The sequence below is a fragment of the Salipiger sp. PrR002 genome, assembly GCF_010500775.1.
In the GTDB taxonomy this organism is placed as follows: Bacteria; Pseudomonadota; Alphaproteobacteria; order Rhodobacterales; family Rhodobacteraceae; genus Salipiger.
Genome location: NZ_JAAGOU010000023.1, coordinates 19,209 through 41,091, shown reverse-complemented (window position 1 = coordinate 41,091; position 21,883 = coordinate 19,209). Strand labels below are relative to the sequence as shown.

Annotated in this window: 22 protein-coding genes; 19 read left to right on the top strand and 3 right to left on the bottom strand. The window is 64.2% G+C overall.

From position 1 onward, the window contains the following. The first annotated feature begins 27 nt into the window (after positions 1-27). The 4 genes from repC to G0A00_RS26410 all read left to right on the top strand — a co-directional run bounded on the left by repC (position 28) and on the right by G0A00_RS26410 (position 4,729). A complete protein-coding gene (gene repC / locus G0A00_RS19000; protein ID WP_038147420.1) occupies positions 28-1,239 on the top strand; it encodes a plasmid replication protein RepC in 1,212 nt (403 codons plus the stop codon). 180 nt (positions 1,240-1,419) lie between these two features. Continuing rightward, the gene (locus G0A00_RS18995; protein ID WP_164183357.1) at positions 1,420-3,588 is read left to right on the top strand and encodes a ParB/RepB/Spo0J family partition protein; all 2,169 of its coding nucleotides are present in this window, start codon (positions 1,420-1,422) and stop codon (positions 3,586-3,588) included. 99 nt (positions 3,589-3,687) lie between these two features. After that, entirely contained in the window at positions 3,688-4,161 is a 474-nt protein-coding gene (locus G0A00_RS18990) for a hypothetical protein (RefSeq protein ID WP_164183356.1), read from the top strand. A gap of 403 nt (positions 4,162-4,564) precedes the next feature. Then, positions 4,565-4,729 carry a hypothetical protein gene (locus tag G0A00_RS26410; RefSeq protein WP_009574204.1) on the top strand — a complete coding sequence of 55 codons (165 nt, stop codon included), beginning with the start codon at positions 4,565-4,567 and terminating at the stop codon, positions 4,727-4,729. 366 nt (positions 4,730-5,095) lie between these two features. Here the strand turns inward: G0A00_RS26410 and G0A00_RS18985 are convergent, their stop codons facing one another. Together G0A00_RS18985 and G0A00_RS18980 are read right to left on the bottom strand one after the other, a co-directional pair. Further along, complete coding sequence (locus G0A00_RS18985; protein WP_164183355.1) at positions 5,096-6,433, bottom strand: ATP-binding protein; 1,338 nt, start codon at positions 6,431-6,433, stop codon at positions 5,096-5,098. Further along, positions 6,430-7,089 carry a response regulator transcription factor gene (locus G0A00_RS18980; protein WP_164183354.1) on the bottom strand — a complete coding sequence of 220 codons (660 nt, stop codon included), beginning with the start codon at positions 7,087-7,089 and terminating at the stop codon, positions 6,430-6,432. Before G0A00_RS18980 ends, G0A00_RS18985 begins: the two co-directional genes overlap by 4 nt. A gap of 145 nt (positions 7,090-7,234) precedes the next feature. Between G0A00_RS18980 and G0A00_RS18975 the strand changes: the two genes are divergently transcribed. The 9 genes from G0A00_RS18975 (at position 7,235) to G0A00_RS18935 (ending at position 16,714) form a co-directional block, all read left to right on the top strand. Further along, positions 7,235-7,552 (top strand): PepSY domain-containing protein, encoded by a 318-nt coding sequence (locus tag G0A00_RS18975; protein ID WP_164183353.1) that lies wholly within the window; start codon positions 7,235-7,237, stop codon positions 7,550-7,552. Next, positions 7,506-8,894 (top strand): ferric reductase-like transmembrane domain-containing protein, encoded by a 1,389-nt coding sequence (locus tag G0A00_RS18970; protein ID WP_235953171.1) that lies wholly within the window; start codon positions 7,506-7,508, stop codon positions 8,892-8,894. The genes G0A00_RS18975 and G0A00_RS18970 overlap by 47 nt, the downstream gene beginning before the upstream one ends. Positions 8,895-9,077: 183 nt before the next feature. Next, positions 9,078-9,434 carry a hypothetical protein gene (locus G0A00_RS18965; RefSeq protein WP_164183351.1) on the top strand — a complete coding sequence of 119 codons (357 nt, stop codon included), beginning with the start codon at positions 9,078-9,080 and terminating at the stop codon, positions 9,432-9,434. Between the two features lie 35 nt (positions 9,435-9,469). Then, positions 9,470-9,940 (top strand): DUF2271 domain-containing protein, encoded by a 471-nt coding sequence (locus tag G0A00_RS18960; RefSeq protein ID WP_164183350.1) that lies wholly within the window; start codon positions 9,470-9,472, stop codon positions 9,938-9,940. Positions 9,941-9,951: 11 nt separating this feature from the next. Further along, positions 9,952-12,159 carry a PepSY domain-containing protein gene (locus G0A00_RS18955; RefSeq protein WP_164183349.1) on the top strand — a complete coding sequence of 736 codons (2,208 nt, stop codon included), beginning with the start codon at positions 9,952-9,954 and terminating at the stop codon, positions 12,157-12,159. Next, positions 12,140-13,120, top strand: a complete 981-nt coding sequence (locus G0A00_RS18950) for an FAD:protein FMN transferase (protein ID WP_007803253.1) — start codon at positions 12,140-12,142, stop codon at positions 13,118-13,120. The genes G0A00_RS18955 and G0A00_RS18950 overlap by 20 nt, the downstream gene beginning before the upstream one ends. Before the next feature lie 5 nt (positions 13,121-13,125). Continuing rightward, positions 13,126-15,033, top strand: a complete 1,908-nt coding sequence (locus tag G0A00_RS18945) for a heavy metal translocating P-type ATPase (protein ID WP_164183347.1) — start codon at positions 13,126-13,128, stop codon at positions 15,031-15,033. Beyond that, complete coding sequence (locus G0A00_RS18940) at positions 15,030-15,731, top strand: VIT family protein (RefSeq protein ID WP_038070015.1); 702 nt, start codon at positions 15,030-15,032, stop codon at positions 15,729-15,731. The genes G0A00_RS18945 and G0A00_RS18940 overlap by 4 nt, the downstream gene beginning before the upstream one ends. A 578-nt stretch (positions 15,732-16,309) precedes the next feature. Beyond that, positions 16,310-16,714: a single-stranded DNA-binding protein gene (locus G0A00_RS18935; RefSeq protein ID WP_089849802.1), complete on the top strand. Its 405-nt coding sequence runs from the start codon at positions 16,310-16,312 to the stop codon at positions 16,712-16,714. Between the two features lie 138 nt (positions 16,715-16,852). Here the strand turns inward: G0A00_RS18935 and G0A00_RS18930 are convergent, their stop codons facing one another. After that, positions 16,853-17,992, bottom strand: coding sequence for a hypothetical protein (locus G0A00_RS18930; protein ID WP_235953169.1), 1,140 nt, complete (start codon positions 17,990-17,992; stop codon positions 16,853-16,855). A 303-nt stretch (positions 17,993-18,295) separates the two neighbouring features. Here G0A00_RS18930 and G0A00_RS18925 point away from each other — a divergent pair, with 303 nt between their 5' ends. The 6 genes from G0A00_RS18925 to G0A00_RS18900 all read left to right on the top strand — a co-directional run bounded on the left by G0A00_RS18925 (position 18,296) and on the right by G0A00_RS18900 (position 21,866). Further along, complete coding sequence (locus tag G0A00_RS18925; RefSeq protein WP_038070026.1) at positions 18,296-19,495, top strand: hypothetical protein; 1,200 nt, start codon at positions 18,296-18,298, stop codon at positions 19,493-19,495. 125 nt (positions 19,496-19,620) lie between these two features. Further along, entirely contained in the window at positions 19,621-20,061 is a 441-nt protein-coding gene (locus tag G0A00_RS18920) for a RadC family protein (protein WP_038070029.1), read from the top strand. Positions 20,062-20,171: 110 nt separating this feature from the next. After that, a complete protein-coding gene (locus G0A00_RS18915; RefSeq protein WP_038070031.1) occupies positions 20,172-20,690 on the top strand; it encodes a hypothetical protein in 519 nt (172 codons plus the stop codon). A gap of 97 nt (positions 20,691-20,787) precedes the next feature. Continuing rightward, the gene (locus G0A00_RS18910; RefSeq protein WP_038070033.1) at positions 20,788-21,279 is read left to right on the top strand and encodes a DUF6878 family protein; all 492 of its coding nucleotides are present in this window, start codon (positions 20,788-20,790) and stop codon (positions 21,277-21,279) included. A gap of 10 nt (positions 21,280-21,289) precedes the next feature. Continuing rightward, complete coding sequence (locus G0A00_RS18905; RefSeq protein ID WP_038070035.1) at positions 21,290-21,667, top strand: hypothetical protein; 378 nt, start codon at positions 21,290-21,292, stop codon at positions 21,665-21,667. 1 nt (position 21,668) lies between these two features. Next, entirely contained in the window at positions 21,669-21,866 is a 198-nt protein-coding gene (locus G0A00_RS18900) for a hypothetical protein (protein WP_038070038.1), read from the top strand. The last annotated feature ends 17 nt before the right edge of the window (positions 21,867-21,883 follow it).

Genomic DNA, 21,883 nt, shown 5'->3' with positions numbered 1-21,883 from the left:
AGAAATTTTGCCTTCGTGAATGTTTTCATGGAGTACACACCGATTTCGCCGTTTATGCGGCCGATCTCGCACGCCCATCTGCGCGTGATCGAGCGCCCCGAGGCATCTGTTCCGGGCAGACCCGTCAACAAGTGGGAACTCCTGCGCGAGCTCTCCAAGGCGCAAGCGGCCTTTGGCGTGTCAGAACGTGATTTGACTGTTTTGCAGGGGCTCCTCAGCTTCTTTCCAGACGATGCACTTGGCGGGAACGCCGAGATGGTAGTCTTCCCCTCGAACAAGGCGATCTGTGAGCGCCTGAATGGTATGCCCTGCTCCACGATGCGTCGTCACCTCGCGCGTCTTGTCGATGCTGGTTTGCTCCAGCGGCGTGATAGCCCCAATGGAAAGCGCTACGTCCGCAAGCACGGCGAAGAGCGCGTCGCCTTTGGCTTCGATCTTTCCCCGCTCTACTGCCAGTCCGAGGAGATAGCACGGGCCGCAGAGGCCGTACGTGAGGCTGAGGAGCGCGTCAGGCGTCTGAGAGAGGTTGTAAGCCTCATGCGGCGTGATCTCGCGGCTCTCGCGGAGTTCGGAGGCGAGATGCAGCCAGGCCTCGGCATCTGGGACCAGCTTCGTGACAAGGCTATCCTCACAGCGCGCGCGCTTCGCCGCAAGCTTTCAATTGAGGACCTCGTGGCCTATCGAGCCGATCTTGAAGCTCTCCTCGACCAGGCACGCAACATCATTGATGGCTCTGAAACAGAAGGAATGAACACCAATGATGCCCGATCTGAGCGCCACCATCAGAGTTCAAATATAGAATCTATAGATCTTGAACCTGCTTTAGAAAAAAGCGGGGCGGCGGCCGGCGTGCCAGATGTGGACAGGGATGAGCCCGTGGCTGACGTCGATGAACAGGACACAAGACACCTGCCAAAGATCCCGCTGCACCTGGTGATCGCGGCATGTCCCTCGCTCAATACCTTCTACCAAGGCGAAATCCGACATTGGCATCAGCTTTTTGACGCGGCATGCCATGTGCGGCCAGCTATGGGGATCAGTGCGTCTGCATGGGAAGAAGCTCAGCGGTTCATGGGTCCGGAGCAAGCGTCGATCGTCGTTGCTGCCATGCTGGAACGCTTTGAGGACATCAGATCGCCTGGTGGATACTTGCGAGCTCTAACTGCCAAAGCTGCGGCCGGTGAGTTTTCCTGTGGGCCGATGGTCATGGCATTGATTGGGCGACGATCTGCAGCTTAACAGCTGTTAAGGTTGAGAGACTGCGTACTGTTCCGCGACATCGGAACTGACGACTTAACAGCTGTTAAGGTCCTGTCTCGGGAGCGTCAGAATAAGAGAGGGAAAGGTTTGTTGGTTTGAGGGGTGACGGGAAGTGAGATCGGGAGAGTGGCTTCCGGCGCCCGTCGTGGAGAAGATCTGATGGCGAAATCTGCCCAGAAAGTCACCCTGTCCCCGTCCCGGGACATTCCCTTCGACAAGCTCGTGCTGAGCCAGTCCAACGTCCGGCGCATCAAGGCTGGCATTTCGGTCGAGGAACTGGCCGAAGACATCGCCCGCCGCGGGTTGCTGCAGAGCCTGAGCGTTCGGCCCGTTCTGGCGGATGACGGGTCCGAGACCGGTAAGTTCGAAATCCCCGCTGGCGGTCGGCGCTTCCAAGCCCTTTCACTACTAGTGAAGCAGAAACGCTTGGCCAAGACGACGCCCATTCCCTGCATCGTGCGGGATGCCACTTCCGCGATCCTCGCCGAAGACGACTCGCTCGCTGAGAACATGCAGCGCGCAGCCCTGCATCCGCTCGACCAGTTCCGCGCCTTCGTGGCGCTTCGGGAGAAGGGTCAAGGCGATGAAGAGATCGCAGCCGCCTTCTTCGTCACGCCGCAGGTGGTGAAACAGCGCCTGAAACTCGCCGCCGTGGCCCCTGCCCTGCTCGAACTTTATGCCGAGGATGAAATGACGCTGGAGCAGCTGATGGCCTTCACCGTCAATCCGGATCACGAGCGTCAGGTTCAGGTCTGGGAGGCGATCCGGTCGTCGTGGAACAAGGAACCCTATCAGATCCGGCGGATGCTGACGGAAACCTCGGTGCGCGCCTCTGACCGTCGTGCCGTCTTTGTCGGCATCGAGGCGTACGAGATGGCTGGCGGCACCATGTTGCACGACCTTTTCCAGGGTGACGACGGCGGTTGGCTGGAAGACCCTGCCTTGCTTGATCGCCTGGTCAGCGAGAAGCTTCAGGCTGAAGCCGAAGCCATCGCGCCCGAGGGCTGGAAATGGATCGAGGTCTCGCTCGACCTGCCCTATGGCTACAGCCACGGTTTGCGGCGACTGAGCGGAGATCCAGCGCCGATGACGGATGACGAAGGCGCGGCCCATGCCAAGCTGCTTGCCGAGTACCGGGCGCTCGAGGAGGAATACGAGGGCCAGGATGAATTCCCCGAAGAGATCGACGCGCGCCTTGGCGCGTTGGAAGTCGCGATGGAGAAGCTCGAGGCCCGGCCGCTGATCTTCGACGATGTGGAGATCGCACGGGCAGGGGCTTTCGTGACGCTTGACCGCTTTGGCGAGCTTGCCGTCTATCGGGGCTTTGTGCGGCCCGAGGATGAGCCACGGGAAGACGCCGATGTCCACAGCGGTGAACCGGCAGCAGACGGGCAGGGCACTGAGCTTTCGGCTGCGAGCAGCGCGGATGGTGTCGGCCATGGCACGGTGATCACCTCTGCCGGTCAGGCGCTTGCCGCCAACGTGCCCGACGACGAGGACGATGGTGCGTTGAAGCCCTTGCCTGAGCGGCTGGTCATGGAGTTGACGGCGCACCGGACATTGGCACTGCGCGAAGCGGTCGGGCGCTCCCCTGACGTCGCGTTGACGCTGCTGCTCCTGAAGCTCGTCAATGACACATTCCGGACGTCCAGTTCGGCCGGCAGCTGCCTCGATGCCTCGGTGCGTCACGTCTACATGTCCGCGCAGGCGAGCGATCTGAAGGAAAGCGTCGTAGCCAAGCTGGTGGACGACCGACACGCGGAGTGGGAGGCCGACTTGCCGCTCGGCAACGATGCCGCGCTCTGGGACTACCTGACCTCCCTTGATCAGCCGAGCCGGCTGTCCCTACTCGCGCATTGCCTCAGCTTCGGTATCAACGCGCTCCATGAGAAGGTGAATCCTTATGGTGCCGGTATCTCCGCCAGCGGTTTGACCAAGCGGATGACCCAGTCCGACTTGGTCGCACAGGCGGTCGAACTCGACATGGTCGAGGCGGGTTGGGAGCCGACGGCCGACACTTACCTGAACCGCGTGCCCAAGGCACGGATCCTCGAGGCCGTGCTCGAGGCGAAAGGGGAGGGGACGGCGCAACTCCTCGATCACCTGAAGAAGGGCGAGATGGCGACCGAAGCCGAGCGTCTGCTGAAAGGCAGCGGTTGGTTGCCGGAGGTTCTTCGCCGTCACGACCTGGCAGCACTCGACGACGCGGAAGGGCAGGGGGCGTCTGAACCCGTTTCCGACGCCGACCAGAGCGAGGATGTCGACCTTCCTGCCTTCCTCACCGCTGACCTGCCGGGTGATGATGCATCGATGATGGCTGCGGAGTGATCCGCGCCATCCGAGGGCGGGTTTCCCCGCCCGCAATCACATAAAAGTCAACAATATCAACGAGATGAATGCAAAATGACGCATTCAGGATGAGGAATCATGTCTGCAACCACCATTCTCGACACCGCGCCCCTGGGCGCGCTCATTCGCTACACCGACAACAGTCCGAAACCGCCTGCGCGGTTTACGAAGAAGCTTGCGGCCTGGGAACGCTCGAACGGCGTCGGTCGGCTTGTGAAGAAGGAGCCGCCGCGACCCTATCGGACCTGGACGGCGCCGGCGTCGTTCACGCTGCACGAGGGGAACTTCTCCTCGGACGGGGTCATTCTCGTCACCATCATGCGAACGCATTCGGCTGACAGTGTGTTGACCTTCGAGGTGGCAGAAGAGCCGAAGCCTGGGCAGGTGCGCGTCCTTCTGGATTTTGGCGGCTGCACTGAGCTGTTGCATCTGGCCGAGTCCGTCACGGCTGCCGAACTCTGGATCGCCAGGGAAAGCTATCGCAATGCGCGGCTGGAGATCGTCGGCGAAGAAGACGCTGGCAGGGCAGGGGGCGCGGAGCTTGCCGCCTGAGCCCATTACGAGCCCAAGGGGCCTGCCCAAGCGCTGGCCTCTCACCCATCACGTCCCTCTCCCGCGAGATCGCGGGGCACCATAGGATCCAATCCAACACGGAAGGAGGTCTTCCACGATAAGCCTGCCCGGGAGGCTGGCAGCGAAAGCATCAGCGGGACACCCGGCTCCAATCAGCGGTCGCACCATCCCCCGCTCGCCATTCCCTTCCTTGCCCCGAATCCCGTCTTCGAGATCAACCCGCGAGGGGTCGGACTACGGGCGAGCCCGTGCCGCCGGGTGGATTCGGCCCCGTTTCACTTTTTCGGGCCGAACGCACCCGGTGATGTCAGCCAGTCTTCGGGCCTGCGGGGTCCTGTCGCGCGGGGGATGGTCCTCCGCCTCCAAGACAGGAGCCAAACATATGTCCCGCAAAGACGCACACGCCTTCGCCGCCTCCCTCGCCGCCACGCTCATGGTCTCGATCGTCGTCTTCCAGGCCGGTGATGGAACCTATGGCGCCGTCCCCGCCGACGAAATCGACGGAGACGAGGTCGTGATCGTCTCGGAATACGACCCGTTCGGGTGAAGCTTCGGCCTCACTTCCCGAGGGCCCAGGCGTGGCACAGGTGTGCACCTGGGCCTAGTAATGCCCCCGTGACCGGGGATAGTCAGTCGGCTAACAATCGCTTCCGACAGTCTGCTTCTACCATGTTCGGGAAGCCTTTTCGTCGACCATCCCTATATGCTGGAAACAGCGGTCACCCTCATGGTGAGCGCTGGTTACATGACGTTCATCAGCGCGGGGTCCATTCCGAACAGGCTGCTGGCGCTGTGCGCTGCCTTTCCGAGCGTGACGCTGCATAGCACGGTAACCGACGCGCCAGGCCAGGCCCTGATGATCTTGATCCCAAGGCTGCATTTGACCCTTTGGGAACCAAAGTGGATGTCGCTGTCACTCGCTGTCGTCTATCGGCAACCTGAGCGATACTTGAAAACCTGTGGTCCGGCCCGGCCGCGGCGATTGAAGGACAAGGCGGCTGCTGATCCGCTCTGCGATTGCGGCGACGATGGCAAGACCCAGGCCGCTGCCGTCGGAGGTGGCAGAGGCCCGCTCGAAACGCGCTGTCAGCCGGTCGAGTGTTTCGCCTGGCACGACAGGGCCGTCATTTGCCACGGTGAACTGGCCAGATGCGGTCAGCGTGACGTCGACCGGGGTAGTCTGTCCCCCATGACGAAGAGCGTTTTCCACGAGGTTCCGGCACAGAATGGCGAAGGCGTCGGGATCAAGATCTGACATGACAGCCATGTCGGGAAGATTTAGCCTGATACGATCTGGCGTGCCCGTGCGGCCAATATCGTCCACCACAATTCTCGCAACGCCCCTCAGATCCGAGCTTTTGTCCATCCTCAATCGCCCGCCTTCTGCCCGCGCGAGTTGCATCATGCGTTCTGTGCGTCGCGTCAGCCTTTTCAGCGTCTCCTCGATGTCGGTCGCACGTTGTGCAGCCGCTCGGTCCTTGGTTTCCGACCTGAGCCTCTGCGCCTGCGCGATCGCTCCCGCGAGTGGTGTGCGCAACTCGTGAGCGGCGTTCGCGGCGAAGCTTCGCTCGGCCTCGAACGCCTCACGTAATCTGGCCAGCAGGCTGTTCAGCGTATCAGCCAACGGGCCGATTTCAGTTGGAAGCCCCTCGTGAGGAACCTGCGAAAGGTCGCGAGCGCCACGTGCTTCCAGCCGCGCGCGGAACCGGCGCAGAGGATCAAGGCTGAAGCGAACTGCCAGGATGATCGCGATCAAGGCCACTGGAAGCACGATCAGCAAGGGCAGGCCGAGACCCATCTGGATTTCGCGAGCCACCGACATGCGGTGGGCCAGCGGCTCGGCCACTGTGATGCGGATCGTGTCCTGAAGCGCCGCGTCGCTGTAGAGACGGTGCGTCGCGGTCTGGCGAAACCCGGGCCCGTCATAGGAGGGGAACACGGTGGGGTCCGCCGCATGCGATTGCAGCAGGATGCGGCCTTCGGCATCGCGCACGAGATAGGTGAAGAACTCGTCGTGCGCACGGATCGGGGCGAGCCGCTGGGTCACACCCTGATCTTCCCGCCCGACGATGTCGGTTACTGCCAGCGGCAGGATCCGCTCCGTTGTCTCACGGAGCGCGCTGTCGAAGACCTCGTCCATTTCGGCCCGGACGATCACGGCCGTCACCGTCGCAGCCAGCAGCCACAGCACCGTCAGCACCAGCCCCACGGATAGGCCGAGCCGCGCCTGAAGGCTTGCGGGCCACCTCATGGCCTGCCCAGGCGGTAGCCCATGCCGCGCTCGGTTTCGATGATTGCGCTCCCCAGTTTCTTCCGCAGGCGGCTGACATGGACCTCGATGGTGTTGCTCTCGACCTCGGCGTCGAAGGCGTAGAGCTTCTCCTCCAACTGCGCCTTGGACAGGAGCTGCCCGGGACGCGCGAGGAACGCTTCGAAGAGCGCCCATTCCCGCGCTGTCAGCGGCACATGACTGCCATCCCGATGGACGCTGCGCGCGGCAAGGTCGATGTCGAGCGGTCCGTGGGTCAGGATCGGGTTGGGGTTGCCGCTGTAGCGCCGCGCGACCGATCCGATCCGCGCCGACAGTTCCGACAGGTCGAAAGGCTTCACAAGATAGTCGTCAGCGCCTGCATGAAGCCCGTCGATCCGATCGGACACCTGGTCGAGTGCGGTAAGAATGATGACCGGAGTCACGTCGCCCCGCGTGCGCAAGCCCTTGAGAAACCCTATACCGCGCCCGTCCGGCAGCATCAGGTCGAGCAGGATCAAGTCGTAGGACGTAGCAGCCATGGCATCGCGCGCCGCATCCAACCGCGTAACCCAATCCACTGACTGGCCATCGGCTGCGATCTGGTCGCGGACGGCAGCGCCGAGAGTCGTGTCATCTTCGATCAGCAATATGCGCATGGTCGTACCCGTCCTTGTCTGATGTCCCTCCATGATCCGTCTGGCTGACACGAAGCTGAAGCCTGTGGGTCGCGCCCGTTCAGGCTGTTGTCAGCTTCGCAGCGCATGAAGTGCATCAAGAGGCGAGCCACTAGGAGTGTGCCCCATGAAGAAGACATTGACAATTATCGGCTTTCTCGCGGTCTTCCCGGCCGGCGCGGCGCTGGCTGACGACGACTGCTTCGTCCCGATGGCTGATTGGCAGCCGCGCGATGCGGTTGCCCGTCTTGCCGAGGAAAATGGCTGGGCGGTTCGCCGCATCAAGATCGACGATGGCTGCTACGAAATTGACGGCCGGGATGCCCAGGGGCGGGCGATCGAGGTGACGGTCCACCCGGCCACGCTGGAAGTAATCGAGTTCGAGTTTGAGGACGACGATGATGATCGTCGCGACCGCCATCACGAGAGACACGACGATGACTGATACGGCGCATCGTGATGGTAATGTCTCCGCGCCGGGCCTTCCCCCACTCCCTCGGCTTTCCCTCAACTCTACTCTGGCTCTGACGGGCCCGGTGCTGGTGGCGCTGCCATGCCTGCTGGCGGCTCTGCTCGGGTTGAACACCTATGCGCCTTATGGTGCGGACGCAGCATTTGGTATTGCCGTCGGGGCCGCGGCGGTTGTCGCGATGGCGCAGACATTGATCCTCGCCGCACGGCCCCCACTGGTGGAACCATTGTTCGGCGGTCTCGATCGCATGTACCGGGTGCACAAATGGCTCGGCATTTCCGCAATGGTCCTCATGATCCTGCACCAACAGATAGAGCCGGATTTCGAGCGTTTGGTGCGTGAAACCTCCCTAGGGGAACTGGGTGAAGAGGCAGGCGAACTCGCCTTCAACGCGCTTCTCGCCCTGGTTGCTGTCAGCTGGTTCCGGAGATTGCCCTTCATCGGGCTCGAGATTCCCTATCAGCTCTGGCGGTTTAGCCATCGTTTCATGGGAGCTCTTTTTGCTATCGTGGTGTTTCACCAGTTTTTTGTCGATGTGCCTGCTGGGGTGGACCCGACATTCATGTTGGTGCTGAATGCTTTCGGAATCGCCGGAGTTGTCGCCTGGATCTTCACCGAGTTGCTCGCTCCGCATCTACGGCGTAGAGACTTCACTGTCAGCCAGATCAGCCAGACCGGTGACACGACCACCTTGATGCTCACTCCCAAAGGCCGTGCCATGCGGTGGCGGCCCGGGCAATTCGCTTTCGTTCGAGCGCCGGAAGCTGGACTGTCCGAGCCGCACCCTTTCACGATCGCCAGTGCCCCGCGCCCTGATGGCTCCCTGACGTTTTCCATCCGGGCTCTGGGTGGGTGGACACGGAGCCTTCCGGCGACGTTGCGGACCGGAACGCGCGTGCAGGTCGAAGGCCCCTATGGGCGGTTCGATTTTCGCAAGGGCGGTGCGCGCCAGATCTGGCTGGCCGGCGGTATAGGTATCACGCCGTTCCTCGCCTGGGCGGAAAGCCTGACGGAGGCGGAAAGGCGCGACATTCACCTCGTCCACTGTGTTCGAACGCAAGACGAGGCGATCGGGTTGGAGACGCTGCGCGCTGCGGCCGCCCGCAATCCGAGTTTCAGTTTCGAGGTGGTCGTCACGGCGCGCGATGGCAGGCTCACGGCCGAGCGCCTGATCGGCGCGGTCCCTTTCGCGATCCGGCAAGCCGATTTGTGGTTCTGCGGCCCAACCGGTCTGAAGGACGGGATTCTCAAGGGCTTGAAAGCACAAGGCCAAACGCCTCGCCGTGTCCGCTTCGAGCAGTTCGAATTCGCCTGAACGCGGGGCAGGGCGCATAGCCATGCCAGCCCTGTAGCCTGCGCTCGCATCTTTTTGGCCCCGCCATCATCGGCGGGGCCATTTTTTTCCTGACGGCAAGCTGAAGGAGGAATCGCTGGGGCGTCAGGAAGCCCTCAGGTCGACGCGCCAGATTTGTCTCATCAGACGAAAGGAGACCTTGCCATGAAAAAGACCCTGACCCTTCTCGCAGCGACAACGGCGCTGACCGCCGCCATCGGCGTTCCTGCCTGGAGCGCGATGCAGGCCCCGGCCGACAGCATGCTTCGGCCCGTGGCCGCGCTCTTTGACGACGCCTCACAAGACATGCCTCTCATTCTCGCAAGCGACGATGACGACCGCTGGCGGGACGGTTCGCGTCGCGGACACGACAATGACGATGATGATGATGACTGTGACGACGATGATGACGACGACGATTGTCGGGGCGGCGCCCGCAATCCCGCGCCCGCTGGAACGGTCGCTCCTCCTCAGAACGGCCTCTTCGGAAATGGCACCCCTCCGCAGGTTCAGGTGAACTGAACAGCTCCGAAGCACCCTGAACAAGGATCATTCCCATGAAATCACTTCTCGCAACGCTCGCGCTTACCACGGCGCTGACGGTTCCCGGCCTCGCCATGGCGCGGCCGGTGACGCTGACCACCACCCTCAACAATTATGGCGGTGACGGAGCCTATCTTGCACTTTACGTCACCGACGCCTCGGGCGCCTATGTTGGCAGTCTCTGGATGGCTGGTGGCAAGTCCAAATACTACGAGCATCTGAGCGACTGGTACCGTGCCACGGGCGGCGATACTGCGCAGGTCAACGGCATTACCGGGGCCAGCGTCGGCGCGGGCCGCAGTCTTGAGATCACGCTTGATCTGGCTGATGCGCTGTTCGATGCGGGCTACACGCTCCACATCGACGCGGCCGTCGAGGACATGCGCGACAGTCCGAACGAGGTGGCGGTGCCGCTCACGACCGACGGCGCGGGCACGCCGGTGCGCGGGCGCCGGTACGTCGCCAGCTTCGCCTACGACATGTGAGGATCGGGGCCATGATCCGTGCACTCCATCGCTGGCCGGGTCTTCTGGCCCTCGCGCTCGTCACGATTCTCGCGCTGAGTGGCGCGGCACTGTCGGTCTTCCCTGCGGCCGAACGGCTTGCCGCCCTGCAGCCGGAGACCGGGCTCACGGTCGCCGCCCTCGCGGACCGCATTCGGGCGGTCCATCCGGGCGTGGAGCAGATCCGCCGGTCGCCCTCGGGCCGGATCACTGCCTACTGGTTCGATCAGGGCGCGCCGGGGGCCGCCGTGATCGACCCGGCGACGGGTGAGGGCGTGGCCTCGGCCGACCCGAACCAGGCCGAACGCTGGCTCACCAACCTGCACCGCTCGCTGTTCCTCGGGGACGGCGGCCGCATCGCCATGGCCGCAGGGGCGGCCGCGATGCTGATCCTCTCGCTCTCCGGCGCGGCGCTGGTCGCGCGGCGGGCGGGAGGCTGGCGACACTGGTTCGCGCGCTTGCGCGGACCGCTTGCCGGGCGGCTGCACGTCGAGATCGCCCGGATCGCCGTCGTCGGCTTCGTTCTGTCTTCCACGACCGCCCTCTGGATGACGGCGTCGACCTTCGATCTCCTGCCGGATGGCGGCGCCATCCCGGCCATGCCGACCGAGGTCAGTGGAGCGACGGGGTTTGCGCTGGACCGGATGGCCACGCTGCAGCAGACGCCCGTCGCCGAGTTGCGCGAACTGAGCTTTCCCTATCCCGGCGACGCTACGGACGTCTTCACGCTGAAGACCGACCGTGGGACCGGGTATCTCGATCAGGGCACCGGGGCGCTGCTGGCCTGGACTGACCTGACCGGGTGGGAACGCGTTTCGGAAACCATCTACATGCTGCACACCGGACAGGGCGCGGCGACGCTTGGCCTCGTTTTGGGCCTGATGGCGCTCGGCGTCCCGGCCATGGGCGTGACTGGCGTTGTCGTCTGGCTCGCGGGACGGAGGGGGCGGCCGCGCATCCGAGGCAATCAGCCCGCGGGACGTGCCGAGACGATCCTGCTCGTCGGCAGCGAGGGCGGCAGCACCTGGGGATTTGCGGCCACGCTCCACACCGCACTGACGCAAGCCGGGCAGAAGGTACACACAACACCGATGTCGGCCTTCGCGCCAGAACGCTACGCTATGGCCCAGCGGATCATCCTGCTCGCCGCAACCTATGGCGACGGCGCGGCGCCCGCCTCGGCGAAGGGCTTTCTCGACCGGCTGAACGCGTGCGACCGGGCGGCGGACATCCCTCTTGCGGTGCTCGGCTTCGGCGATAGAAGCTTTCCGGCCTATTGCGCCTACGCGGAGTCCGTCGCAACTGCGGCAGAGGCGAAGGGCTGGCCCGAACTGCTGGCTTTCGACACAATCGACCGCCAGTCGCCGCAGGATTTCGCCCGCTGGGGCCAGTCGCTCGGTGACGCGCTCGGCATTGCGCTCAACCTGACGCACCAGCCGGTCCTGCCGAAGACGACCACGCTGACCCTCGTCTCGCGCCGCGACTACGGCGCCGAGGTGCAGGCCCCGACCGCCATCCTCCGCTTCGCGTTTCCCCGCGTCTCGCTCGGGCAACGGCTGCTCGGGGGCGGGTTCGCACGGTTCCAGGCGGGTGACCTGATCGGCATTCTGCCCGAAGGCGGGACCGTCCCGCGGCTCTATTCGCTCGCCTCTGGGCGCCGCGACGGTTTCATCGAGATCGTGGTCAAGAAGCATCCCGGCGGGCTCTGCTCGGGTCAGCTCACAGCGCTGGAACCTGGCGATACGGTGAGCGCCTTCCTGCGCCCCAACCCCGGCTTCCGTACGGGCCGAAGCCGGGCGCCTCTGATCCTGATCGGCGCGGGGACCGGCATCGGGCCGCTAGCGGGCTTTGTGCGCGGCAATACGCGCCGCAGGCCGATCCACCTGTTCTTCGGCATGCGCCATCCCGACAGCGATTTCTTCTACGGCGAGGAGTTCCCCGGATGGCAGGACGAAGGGCGTGTAAGCCGGCTGGTCACGGCCGTCTCGCGCGGGGCGCGTCCCCATTACGTCCAGGACGCGCTGCGCAGCGAGGCCACTCAGGTCGCGGAGCTCATCCGCAATGGGGCGCGCGTGATGGTCTGCGGCGGACGAGACATGGCCGCCGGCGTGGCCGAGGCGCTGGCCGAGATCCTCGCGCCGGCCGGGCTGACACCAGCAGTCCTGAAGGCGGAGGGGCGGTATGTCGAAGATGTCTACTGAGCGGGCGCGCATCGCGCTGAACGGGCCGACGATGGGCACGAGGTGGTCGGCGCTGTTATTCGCGGACCCCGGTTTCGACCCGGGGCCGGTCCGCTCGGCATTGCAGGCGGCCGTGGATGAGGTGGACGGACAGATGTCGACCTGGAAGCCGGACAGCGACCTTATGCGGCTCAACGCGGCACCGATCGGTGAATGGATCGCTGTTCCTGCACGATTGCTCGAGGTGCTACGCCTCGGCCTGGAAATTGGCCGCGCCTCTGGCGGAGCCTTCGACATCGGCATGGGCGACGCGGTGATGGCCTGGGGCTTCGGACCGGAGGCCGCCGCGCCGGATGGCATCCGCACCGCGATGGCCGCCTCGCGCCGCCCGGCGCATGACGTGCTCGAGATCAACGGCGAACACGTGCGCAAGGCCGCACCCATCGCGCTGGACCTGAATGGCATCGCCAAGGGCTACGGCGTGGATCGACTGGCCGAAATCCTCCGCAATCAAGGCATATCCGACGGACTCGTCGGGATCGATGGCGAGATGCGTGCAATGGGCCTCAGGCCGGACGGTGAAGCCTGGACCATCGCGGTCGAGGCGCCGGACGCCGAGCGCCGGACGCCGCATTCGATCCTCGCGCTTCAGGATGCCGCCGTCGCGACCTCGGGCGACTACCGTCACTGGGTCGAGGTGCAGGGGCGCCGCCTGTCGCACACGATGGACCCGAGGCGGGGAGCGCCGCTGATCGCGTCGCCGGCCTCCATCACGGTCGTGGCCCGCAGCTGTGCAGAGGCAGATGCCTGGGCGACGGCCCTCATGGTGCTTGGGCCGGTCAAAGGCGCGACGCTCGCAAAACAAAGCGGCCTCGACGCCCTGTTCCTCTTGCGCGATGATGTTGTCAACGTAAGGGGCGTGGGAGTCGGACGACTATTTTCCGAAGAGCCAGCGGCAATCGCCTCAGCCGAGGGGAGATGAGCCGCATGGAAACGACACGGACCGACCGCTTCAAGACCGCTATCCTGCTCATTGCCGCGACCGGCCTGATTGCGGGACTTGCCTTCTACTTTTCCGGCGAACCCGACGTCGCGAACGCGGTCTGGATCGCGGGCGTCGTTCCCGCGCTCGCCGCGCTCGTGGTCGAGATTCTGCGCAGCCTGCGTTCCGGCGAAGTGGGCCTCGATATTGTCGCCGCGCTCTCCATGTCGGCGGCGCTCGTCTTCGGCGAGACCCTCGCCGCGGCGGTGGTCGCCGTAATGTATTCCGGCGGCACCTTCCTCGAAGCCTTCGCGGAAGGGCGTGCCCGCCGTGAAATGCACGACCTGCTGTCCCGTGTGCCCCGGACCGCGACAAGACACCGGAATGGCGGGCTGGAGGAAGTGCCGCTGAACGAAATTGCGCCCGGCGACCGCCTTCTGATCCGGCAGGGCGACGTGGTGCCGGTGGATGGCTCCGTGAGCTCAGAGACGGCCTTCGTCGATACCTCGGCGCTGACGGGGGAATCCCTGCCCGTCCGGCTCCGTTACGGCGCCGAGGCCATGAGCGGATCGACCAACGCGGGCGAAGCCTTCGACCTGATCGCAACTCACGAGGCCAAGGACAGCACCTATGCCGGGATCGTCCGGCTGGTGGAAGAGGCGCAGGCCTCCAAGGCGCCCATGTCGCGACTGGCCGACCGTTGGTCGCTGGGGTTTCTGGCCGTCACGGTCAGCATCGCCTTCGCGGCATGGTGGTTCACCGGCGATCCGATCCGGGCCGTCGCCGTGCTTGTCGTCGCAACGCCATGTCCCCTGATCCTGGCCGTGCCGGTCGCGCTGGTCGCAGGCCTGTCGCGCGCGGCGCATTTCGGGGTGCTGATCAAGGGAGCGGGGCCGCTCGAGACGATGGCGCGCATCCGCACGCTGATCCTCGACAAGACCGGCACGCTGACGGACGGACGGCCGCAGATCGTTGCAATCGACAGCCACGACGGCATGGCAGAGGAGGACATACTGCGCTTGGCTGCCGCGCTCGACCAAGCGTCCAAGCACCCCGTGGCTCAGGCCATCGTCGCCGCCGCAAAGGAGCGGGGCTTCTCTCTACCCGTTCCGTCAGACGTGGCGGAGATTCCGGGCGAAGGCGTCGTCGGCTATGTCGAAGGCCGGAAGATCATCGTCGGCGGGGATGCCTTCGTCGCATCCCGCGTCGGACGGCGGCCCGGCGATCATTCCGCCATCGCCGCTGGTTCGGTCCTCGTTGCTGTCGCGGTCGACGGGCACATGGTAGGGCATCTCGTCATGTCCGATCCCCTGCGCGACGGCGCGGGCCAGATGCTGGACGGGCTGCGGCGCGAGGGGATCGCGCGTATCCTGCTCGCGACCGGAGACCGCGCTGACGTGGCCGAGCGTGTCACCGAAGGGCTTGGGCTCGACGGTCTGCGGGCCGGGCTGACACCGGACCAGAAAGTGTTGCTCGTTCTCACCGAGCGCAAGAACGGCCCGGTGATGATGGTGGGCGACGGGGTCAACGACGCGCCCGCGCTCGCAGCGGCAGACGTGGGCGTCGCCATGGGCGCACGGGGCGCGGCGGCCTCGGCGGAGGCGGCGGATGTCGTGCTGCTTGTCGACCGTATCGACCGCCTCGGGCCAGGGATCGAGATCGCGCGCGGCGCGCGCCGCATCGCTGTCGAAAGCGTTGTCGCCGGGATCGGCCTTTCGGTCATGGGCATGATCGCGGCGGCTTTCGGCTATCTCACTCCGGTGCAGGGGGCGCTCCTGCAGGAGGTCATCGACGTTGCAGTGATCCTGAACGCCCTCCGCGCGCTGCGCATCGCGCCCCATGAACCCACTATTCCGAAACCAAAGGCTGTCTCCTCCGGGCAGGATGACATCGCGCAAGGAGCCACGCCATGAGCCGCCTCTCGCATTCCGAAATCCACATGGTGCATCGCATCGGCTGGCTGCGGGCCGCCGTTCTCGGCGCGAACGACGGGCTGGTGTCGACGGCAAGCCTCGTGGTCGGCGTCGCCGCAGCAGGATCGGGAAAGCCGGAGGTCCTTATAGCGGGGCTGGCTGGCCTCGTGGCCGGCGCGATGTCCATGGCGGCAGGCGAGTACGTCTCAGTCAGTTCTCAGACTGACGCGGAAAACGCTGACCTTGCGCGCGAGACCCGCGAACTGGCGGAAACACCCGAGGCCGAACTCGAAGAACTTACCCAAATCTATGTCGAGCGAGGGCTGGACCGAGACCTTGCCGAAAAGGTGGCCGTGCAACTGACCGAACGTGACGCGCTCGGATCGCATGCCCGCGACGAGCTTGGCATCTCCGAGACCGTGACAGCCCGCCCGATCCAGGCCGCCTTGGTGTCGGCGCTGACCTTCGCCGTGGGTGCGGTGCTGCCCTTGATCGTCGTACTGGTCGTCCCGGATGCACGGATCGTTTTCTTGGTCGCCGTGTCGACGATCCTCGGCCTCGCGGTTCTTGGTGGATTAGGCGCTTCTGCTGGCGGTGCTGGTGTTATTCGAGGTGCTGCAAGGGTCACGCTCTGGGGTGCACTCGCCATGGCGGCGACCGCTGGAGTCGGTGCGCTGTTCGGGGTCGCCGTAGGCTAGGGAGTAGCCGAGGTCTCGGGCGGAAGCTTCCACGTTGGCGCGGGCTTCCACCTTGTGCCGATCTTCGAATGTGGCAATCGCTTTGGCGACGTCATTCTGCATTTTCTTCAGCTCGCTGAGCGACAGTACGTCGAGATCGAAAGCAGCCGTTGGTGCGGTCCGTGTCCTGAATATTCCGGTATCGATAGCCCGTCGCGGCAAGGCCCTGCATTCCGCAGCACGGAAGGGCAGGGGGGCGAGAGCCGGTGATAGCCACTTGGGCCGCTAGCGGCGTGCTGGGCTTGGGGTAAAGCAGTCCCAATGGGCAAGGGGACATGGTCTGGCATGGGCTCCCCGTATCTCTCTGTCTCCTGGGCCATCCCTTCGACTGACAATCCCCTAATCCCGTTCGATCTCCTGCGCGCAACCCCGCGTCAGTCCGGGCCGTGTTGGCCGCCTTTGGCGTCCTGCCCGCTCCACCCCGGTCCTCTGGGGGTGTCCGGTGTCCATGCTGTCCACCGTGCACGCGTCACCCGACGGGCTTTTTCAGGGTCTTGTCGAAGGGACGGTCCCGAAGACAGGAAAAACAGGAGCTTATCATGCAGAACATCGTCATCCTCGCCGGCAACATCGGTCAGACCCCCGAAGTCCGCACCACCCAGAGCGGCACCAAGATCACCAACTTCAGCCTCGCCACCTCGCGTCCCCGCCTCTCGGAAGGCCGTGTGATGCGCGACGAGAACGGCTACCGGGTCATGGACACCGAATGGCACCGCATCACCTGCTTCAACGGTCTCGGCAAGACGGTCGCCGAGCATTGCGAAAAGGGGATGAAGGTCCTCGTCCACGGCCGCATCCACTACACCAAGTGGATCGACAGCCTGGGGAACGACCGCTACGGCTGCGAGATCATCGCCGAGAAGGTCGACTTCCTGAGCCGTCCGAAGTCGGCCGAGAACGAAAACCCCGAGTTGGTCGACCGCGACGATGAGATCCCGTTCTGAGGAGCGGGGTCACCCCCTCGGGCCCGGCGGGTTAAACCGCCGGGCTAAAGTCTTTTCGGGCCACTGGAAAAGGCACCCACGCTTGCCTTCCGGTGCTGAGCGCCTTGAATGCGCCTAATTGTTCAACATGCGCACGAGCTAGATTTCGTCTTTGGTTATGGTCGCGCCGTGACTGAGATACGTGTCGAGCATCAACCGCGTATAATCGGCCGTGCTCTGGGTCACGGTGCCCAAACCGGGCCATGCGAACAACGGATCCGACCAAGTAACTTCCAACTCAATCTCGATCCCAAGCAGTGCGGCCACTTCGATCGCAGCGGTCGGCTCCTTGTCCTCGGGCCAGTAGTGATCCTCGAAGGAAACAACCACGTCGAGATCGTCATCAACCCAGATTTCGGCCAGACTCGCTCCCATGCGCTCGCTTGCATTGGTCGCATCCTCGAAAAGGGCAGCCCGGATCAAATGGGTCACCTGGTCACTGTCGAGGTCAAGCCTTGGCCGCGGATCTATAATTGACACGATGGGTTCAATCTCTTGCCTTTCGGCGCGGGATTGGACTGGCACTGGTTTTTCATCGGTCGGTTCCAGCCAGAAGGCTTCTGGAAATATGTTGATTGGTGATGCGCCGCAGCTGGGGCAGTGCCATTGGTTTCCAGCGATCTGTGGGCCGGTGATCTCTGAGTTGCAGTGAAGGCAGTACCAGAGGTTCGATTCCTCCATCTCCAAGAACGGGTGCCGCACATTTCCTTCCGCATCCGGCTTTGTGGCGCGCCGTGGCCAATCGGCAAATCGCCGCGCCTTGACGCTCTGCATCAATTCCCTCGCAATCCCGATGGCTTCTTCACGTAGCACGCGATCGTTCATCGGGCTGGTCTGGGCATGCTTGATGTCGATCTCGACACGAGGGGCAGCCGAAGGGTTTTCTGGCAGCACTATGCGCCAGCTGTCACCTTCCATACGAACGTCGCCAAGCATCGTGCTCAACTCGTATGGATGCCCTCGTACTTCGCCTCGAGTGATGGCGTCGAGCCCCCCGAAGATATGGTCAAAGGTCGTACCCTCGTAGGACGTGATCCGTTGCACGAAGGCCTTTATCGCGGCGACTTGTGCTTCGGATGGGGCCCACTCTCCTTTTGCGCTGACCGTCAATGCGTTCCAATGAGGAAAGCCCAATCGAGCAGCAACAAAGTCGAGCGCCACGTGCTGCGGCTGCCCCGTCGCTCTAGCGTATCGCTTTGCCAGAAGTTTCAATGTCTTAAGTTGATCGTTCTCTGTCATGATCCATGTCCAAGCTGGATCTGACTAGGTGCCCGCTGCTAATCAGACCCGCCGATGGCATGAGGTCTGCTGTTCGAAATCAAGATCGCTGCAAAGCTTCGCGTGGCGGGCACACCGGCCTGCGAGAAAGGCCATGTTTAAACTCTGCCATTTTTGAACGCAGGTCAACACCAGCGAGTTGCGGGCGTGCGGCGCCTCCGACTTAGCGCCGTTTGCCCGAGAGAGTTTGAGGTTGGCCGGTTTTCCGGTGACGGGTTGAGGGCTGGGAGAGTGGCTCCCGGCGCCTGTCACGGAGGAATACCGATGGGTGTTGTGGAAGTTCTGGATCCGGTCGCACCGGCGCGGGCTGGTGGCTGGAAGGTGGACGCGAGCCGGGGTGAGCGGAACGGGCGGGTGTCGTCCGAATGGTTCAACCGGCCCGATGATGAGAGGTATCTGTCGCTCGATGATCTCTGGGCCAGTGTGAAAGGCCGCTCCGAGCGCAGCCGCAGCCGGGTGGTCCAGACGGCCGACATCCGGGTCGAGGCCGCGCGCGACAACCCCGAGCGATTGCACCTGATGCTGCCGAAAGCGCATGAACCGGTCGCGCCGACGCACTGGGCCTTTGGCCAGCTTGCCAGCATCGTCGGCGCTCCGGCGTCTTACCTGCGGCAGCTGCCCGCGCCGCTGGCCGGGATCAACCTGCAACACGGCCTGACCAACCACCGCGCCGAGCAGGTGAAGACCTTCGAGACCGAGGATGGCCGCACGGAGTTGCGGGCAGTGACCGGTCCGGACTATGGCCGCATCCACGATTTCGAGCTGGTCGAAGCGGTGCAGCGCATCGCGGGCAATGGCACGGGCGATACGCGCTGGAAGGTGCCGGGTGTGCTGGACTGGTCGACCGGGGTCTACAATCCCGATGTCGAGATCAGCCGTGACACGACCACGCTCTATGCCTCGGACCGCGACGTCTTCCTGTTCCTGGTCGACGATCGCAACCCGATCGAGGCGGGCAAGTTGGCGGACGGCTCTCCCGATCTCTATTTCCGGGGCTTCTATTGCTGGAATTCCGAGGTGGGCGCGAAGACCCTCGGCATGGCGAGCTTCTACCTGCGGGCGGTGTGCCAGAACCGCAACCTCTGGGGTGTCGAGGATTTCCAGGAGATCAAGATCCGTCACTCGAAATACGCCGCTTCGCGCTTCGCACATAAGGCCGCGCCCGCGTTGACGCGGTTTGCCAATTCCTCGCCGCAGGGGTTCGTGAACGGGATCAAGGCGGCGCGGCAGCAGATCGTGGCGCGCAGCGATGAGGACCGTGCGGATTTCCTGCGTAAGCGCGGTTTCTCGAAAGCCGAATCCGGCAAGATCATCGAGAAGGTGCTGATGGAGGAAGGCCGCCCGCCCGAGAGCATCTTCGATTTCGTGCAGGGCATCACGCGGCTCGCCCGCGACAAGACTCAGCAGGATGCCCGCCTTGATATGGAAGGGCGCGCCAAGAAGCTCCTCGACCGGGTCGGCTGACGCGAAGCCCGGCACAGCGACCGCCTGCATCCGCGGCGGTCGCGTTTTCCTCTTCCACATGCACGCCACTGGCCCCGCCCCGAGAGGGCAAGGGGCTTCGGCCTGCGCATTTCAGCGAGACCCCCATGACCCCCCAGGAAGAAACTGTCATCCTCGAGGCCCGCGACATCCTCGGCCGCTATCTCAGCCGAAACCCCGTCATCGACAGCTGGCAGGCGCTTCTTGACTATTGCGCGCTTACGGTGCGCGGGCCGATCGAGCGGTTCCACGTGCTCTATCTCGACCGCAAGAACCGCATCATCGCCGATGAGCTCTTGTCGATCGGCACGGTCGACCATGTCCCGGTCTATCCACGCGAGGTGATCAAACGGGCTCTGATGCTGAACGCCAGCGCCCTGATCCTGATCCACAACCACCCGTCGGGAGATCCAACGCCGTCGGAGGCCGATCTCAGCATGACCGGGGAGATCCAGAATGGGTGTAAGTTTTTCGGCCTGACGCTGCATGACCACATCATCGTCGGCGCCGGGACGGAACTGAGCCTGCGGGCCCTGGGCAAGCTGTGACGCGCCTTGCGAGCCTGCCGCCGTCACCCTTCCGAGGAAGAGGGCGGGGGTTTGGTCTTTGACGGTTTGAAGCGGGGAGAGAGGCTCTCCGCACCGTCGGAGATATGCCCATGTTCGACCTTCCTCTCCAAACTCAGCCGGAAACGCAGAAGACAGGTTTGCCGCCGAGCCTCCTGACCGTTTTTGCAGATCAAGACTTACCGTTCGCACTCACGACGGCTTGCCATGCGCCCGCAGCTCTCATGTCCGGGCAGGCACACCCCAAGGTACTGGAGCGGTTTGCCACGCTGGCCGAGGCCATGCAGGGGGCAATCATTCACGCCGAAGATATCACACCTGAAGACGCTCCGCGCATCCTGGCAATCCTCGATCGGGAGGGCCGTCTCGTTCTGGCCGGAGCTACCTGTGATGGCGGGGTCGCATGGTGCCACCCGGTCTCGGATGCCGCCGAAGCCCGCGCCGTCGTGTCCGAGGCCAGCCAGACCCGCGCGCAGGCCATGCGGGCGGCCGAGTGGCATGAACATGGCCTCGCGCGAAGGCTGCGGCACCACGCCGACGTTCTCGATTCCCGTCTTGTCGATCCGCTCTGGCGTGTCTTCGCGTCTCGCGCCCTGCAGATCGCGGCGTGACGCCCGAGAGTCAGAGAAGGGCAGGGGAGGATGTGAGCCTACGAGGACGAGAGAGAGCCTCGGGGTTCAGATCCTTTCCCTCATTTCGGAGTTTCCAATGTCCAATATCGAACCCACCCTGGCCGCGCCGATGGCGCCGTCCAGGATTGATTTCGCCGCCGTGCTGGCTCGGCAGTCCGAGCGTGACGCGCGGATCGCAGCTTTGCGTCCGGCCAACAAGGAGCGCCTCTTCGATGGCCTGACTGCCGCGGGCATCACCCATGTGACCGTGACCTTCGATGGGGCCGGGGACAGCGGCCAGATCGAAAGCATCGGCGCGTGGTCCGGGGAGACCGCCGTCGATTTCCCCGCGACCGAGATCGACTACGCCGCGCTGACCTCGGACGACCCCGAGGTCGAGATGCGGCAGCTCTCGCTCGAAGATGTCGTCGAGCAACTGGCCTACGACTTCCTCTCCGACACCCATGGTGGCTGGGAGAACAACGACGGTGCCTGGGGCGAGTTCTGCTTCGACGCGGCCGCCCGCTGCATCCACCTTGAGTTCAACGAGCGCTTCACCTCGTCTGAACTCTACACACACGATTTCTGAGGGGGCGGCGATGGCACATCCCTATCACCACGCCCTGTCCTCGGTGAAAAAATGGGGCGGCACGGTCGACGATTTCATGGCGGTGCATGCCTGGTTCGACCAGAGCAAGGAGATTACTGCGGACTTCCGGCACCGGGCTTTACGCCACCATGCCGAGGGCATCTTCATGGCCGAGACGATTTTCGGGCAGACCCTCACGCTCTCGACCGGGCGCATCATCCCGACCCGCTGGGTCGGGGAACAGCATGTGAAGGAAGACCTCGGCTTCATCCCGAGCTTCGCCGACTGGGTAAAGGCGATCCGGCCCGAACCCTGGATGGGCCGGGCCGAACGGATCGAGGCACAAGTCGATCCGCATCTCGCCTCGCCCGTGGTCGAGGTTACCTGACATGACCGACCCAGCCTATCAGCGCCTCGGGCTGCCAGCGACCGCTTCGTCCTTTGCCGTCCTGCGCGCGGCGGCCCGGGCGCTGCACCCCGACACACGCGCTGTTTGCGGCCTCCGGACCGCGCGCAAGCGTTTCTACCGGCAAATGCTCTGCGCGCATGCCGCACGAAAGGCGGCAGACGACACGTCGATCGGCTGATCGCTCCCGGCCGACCC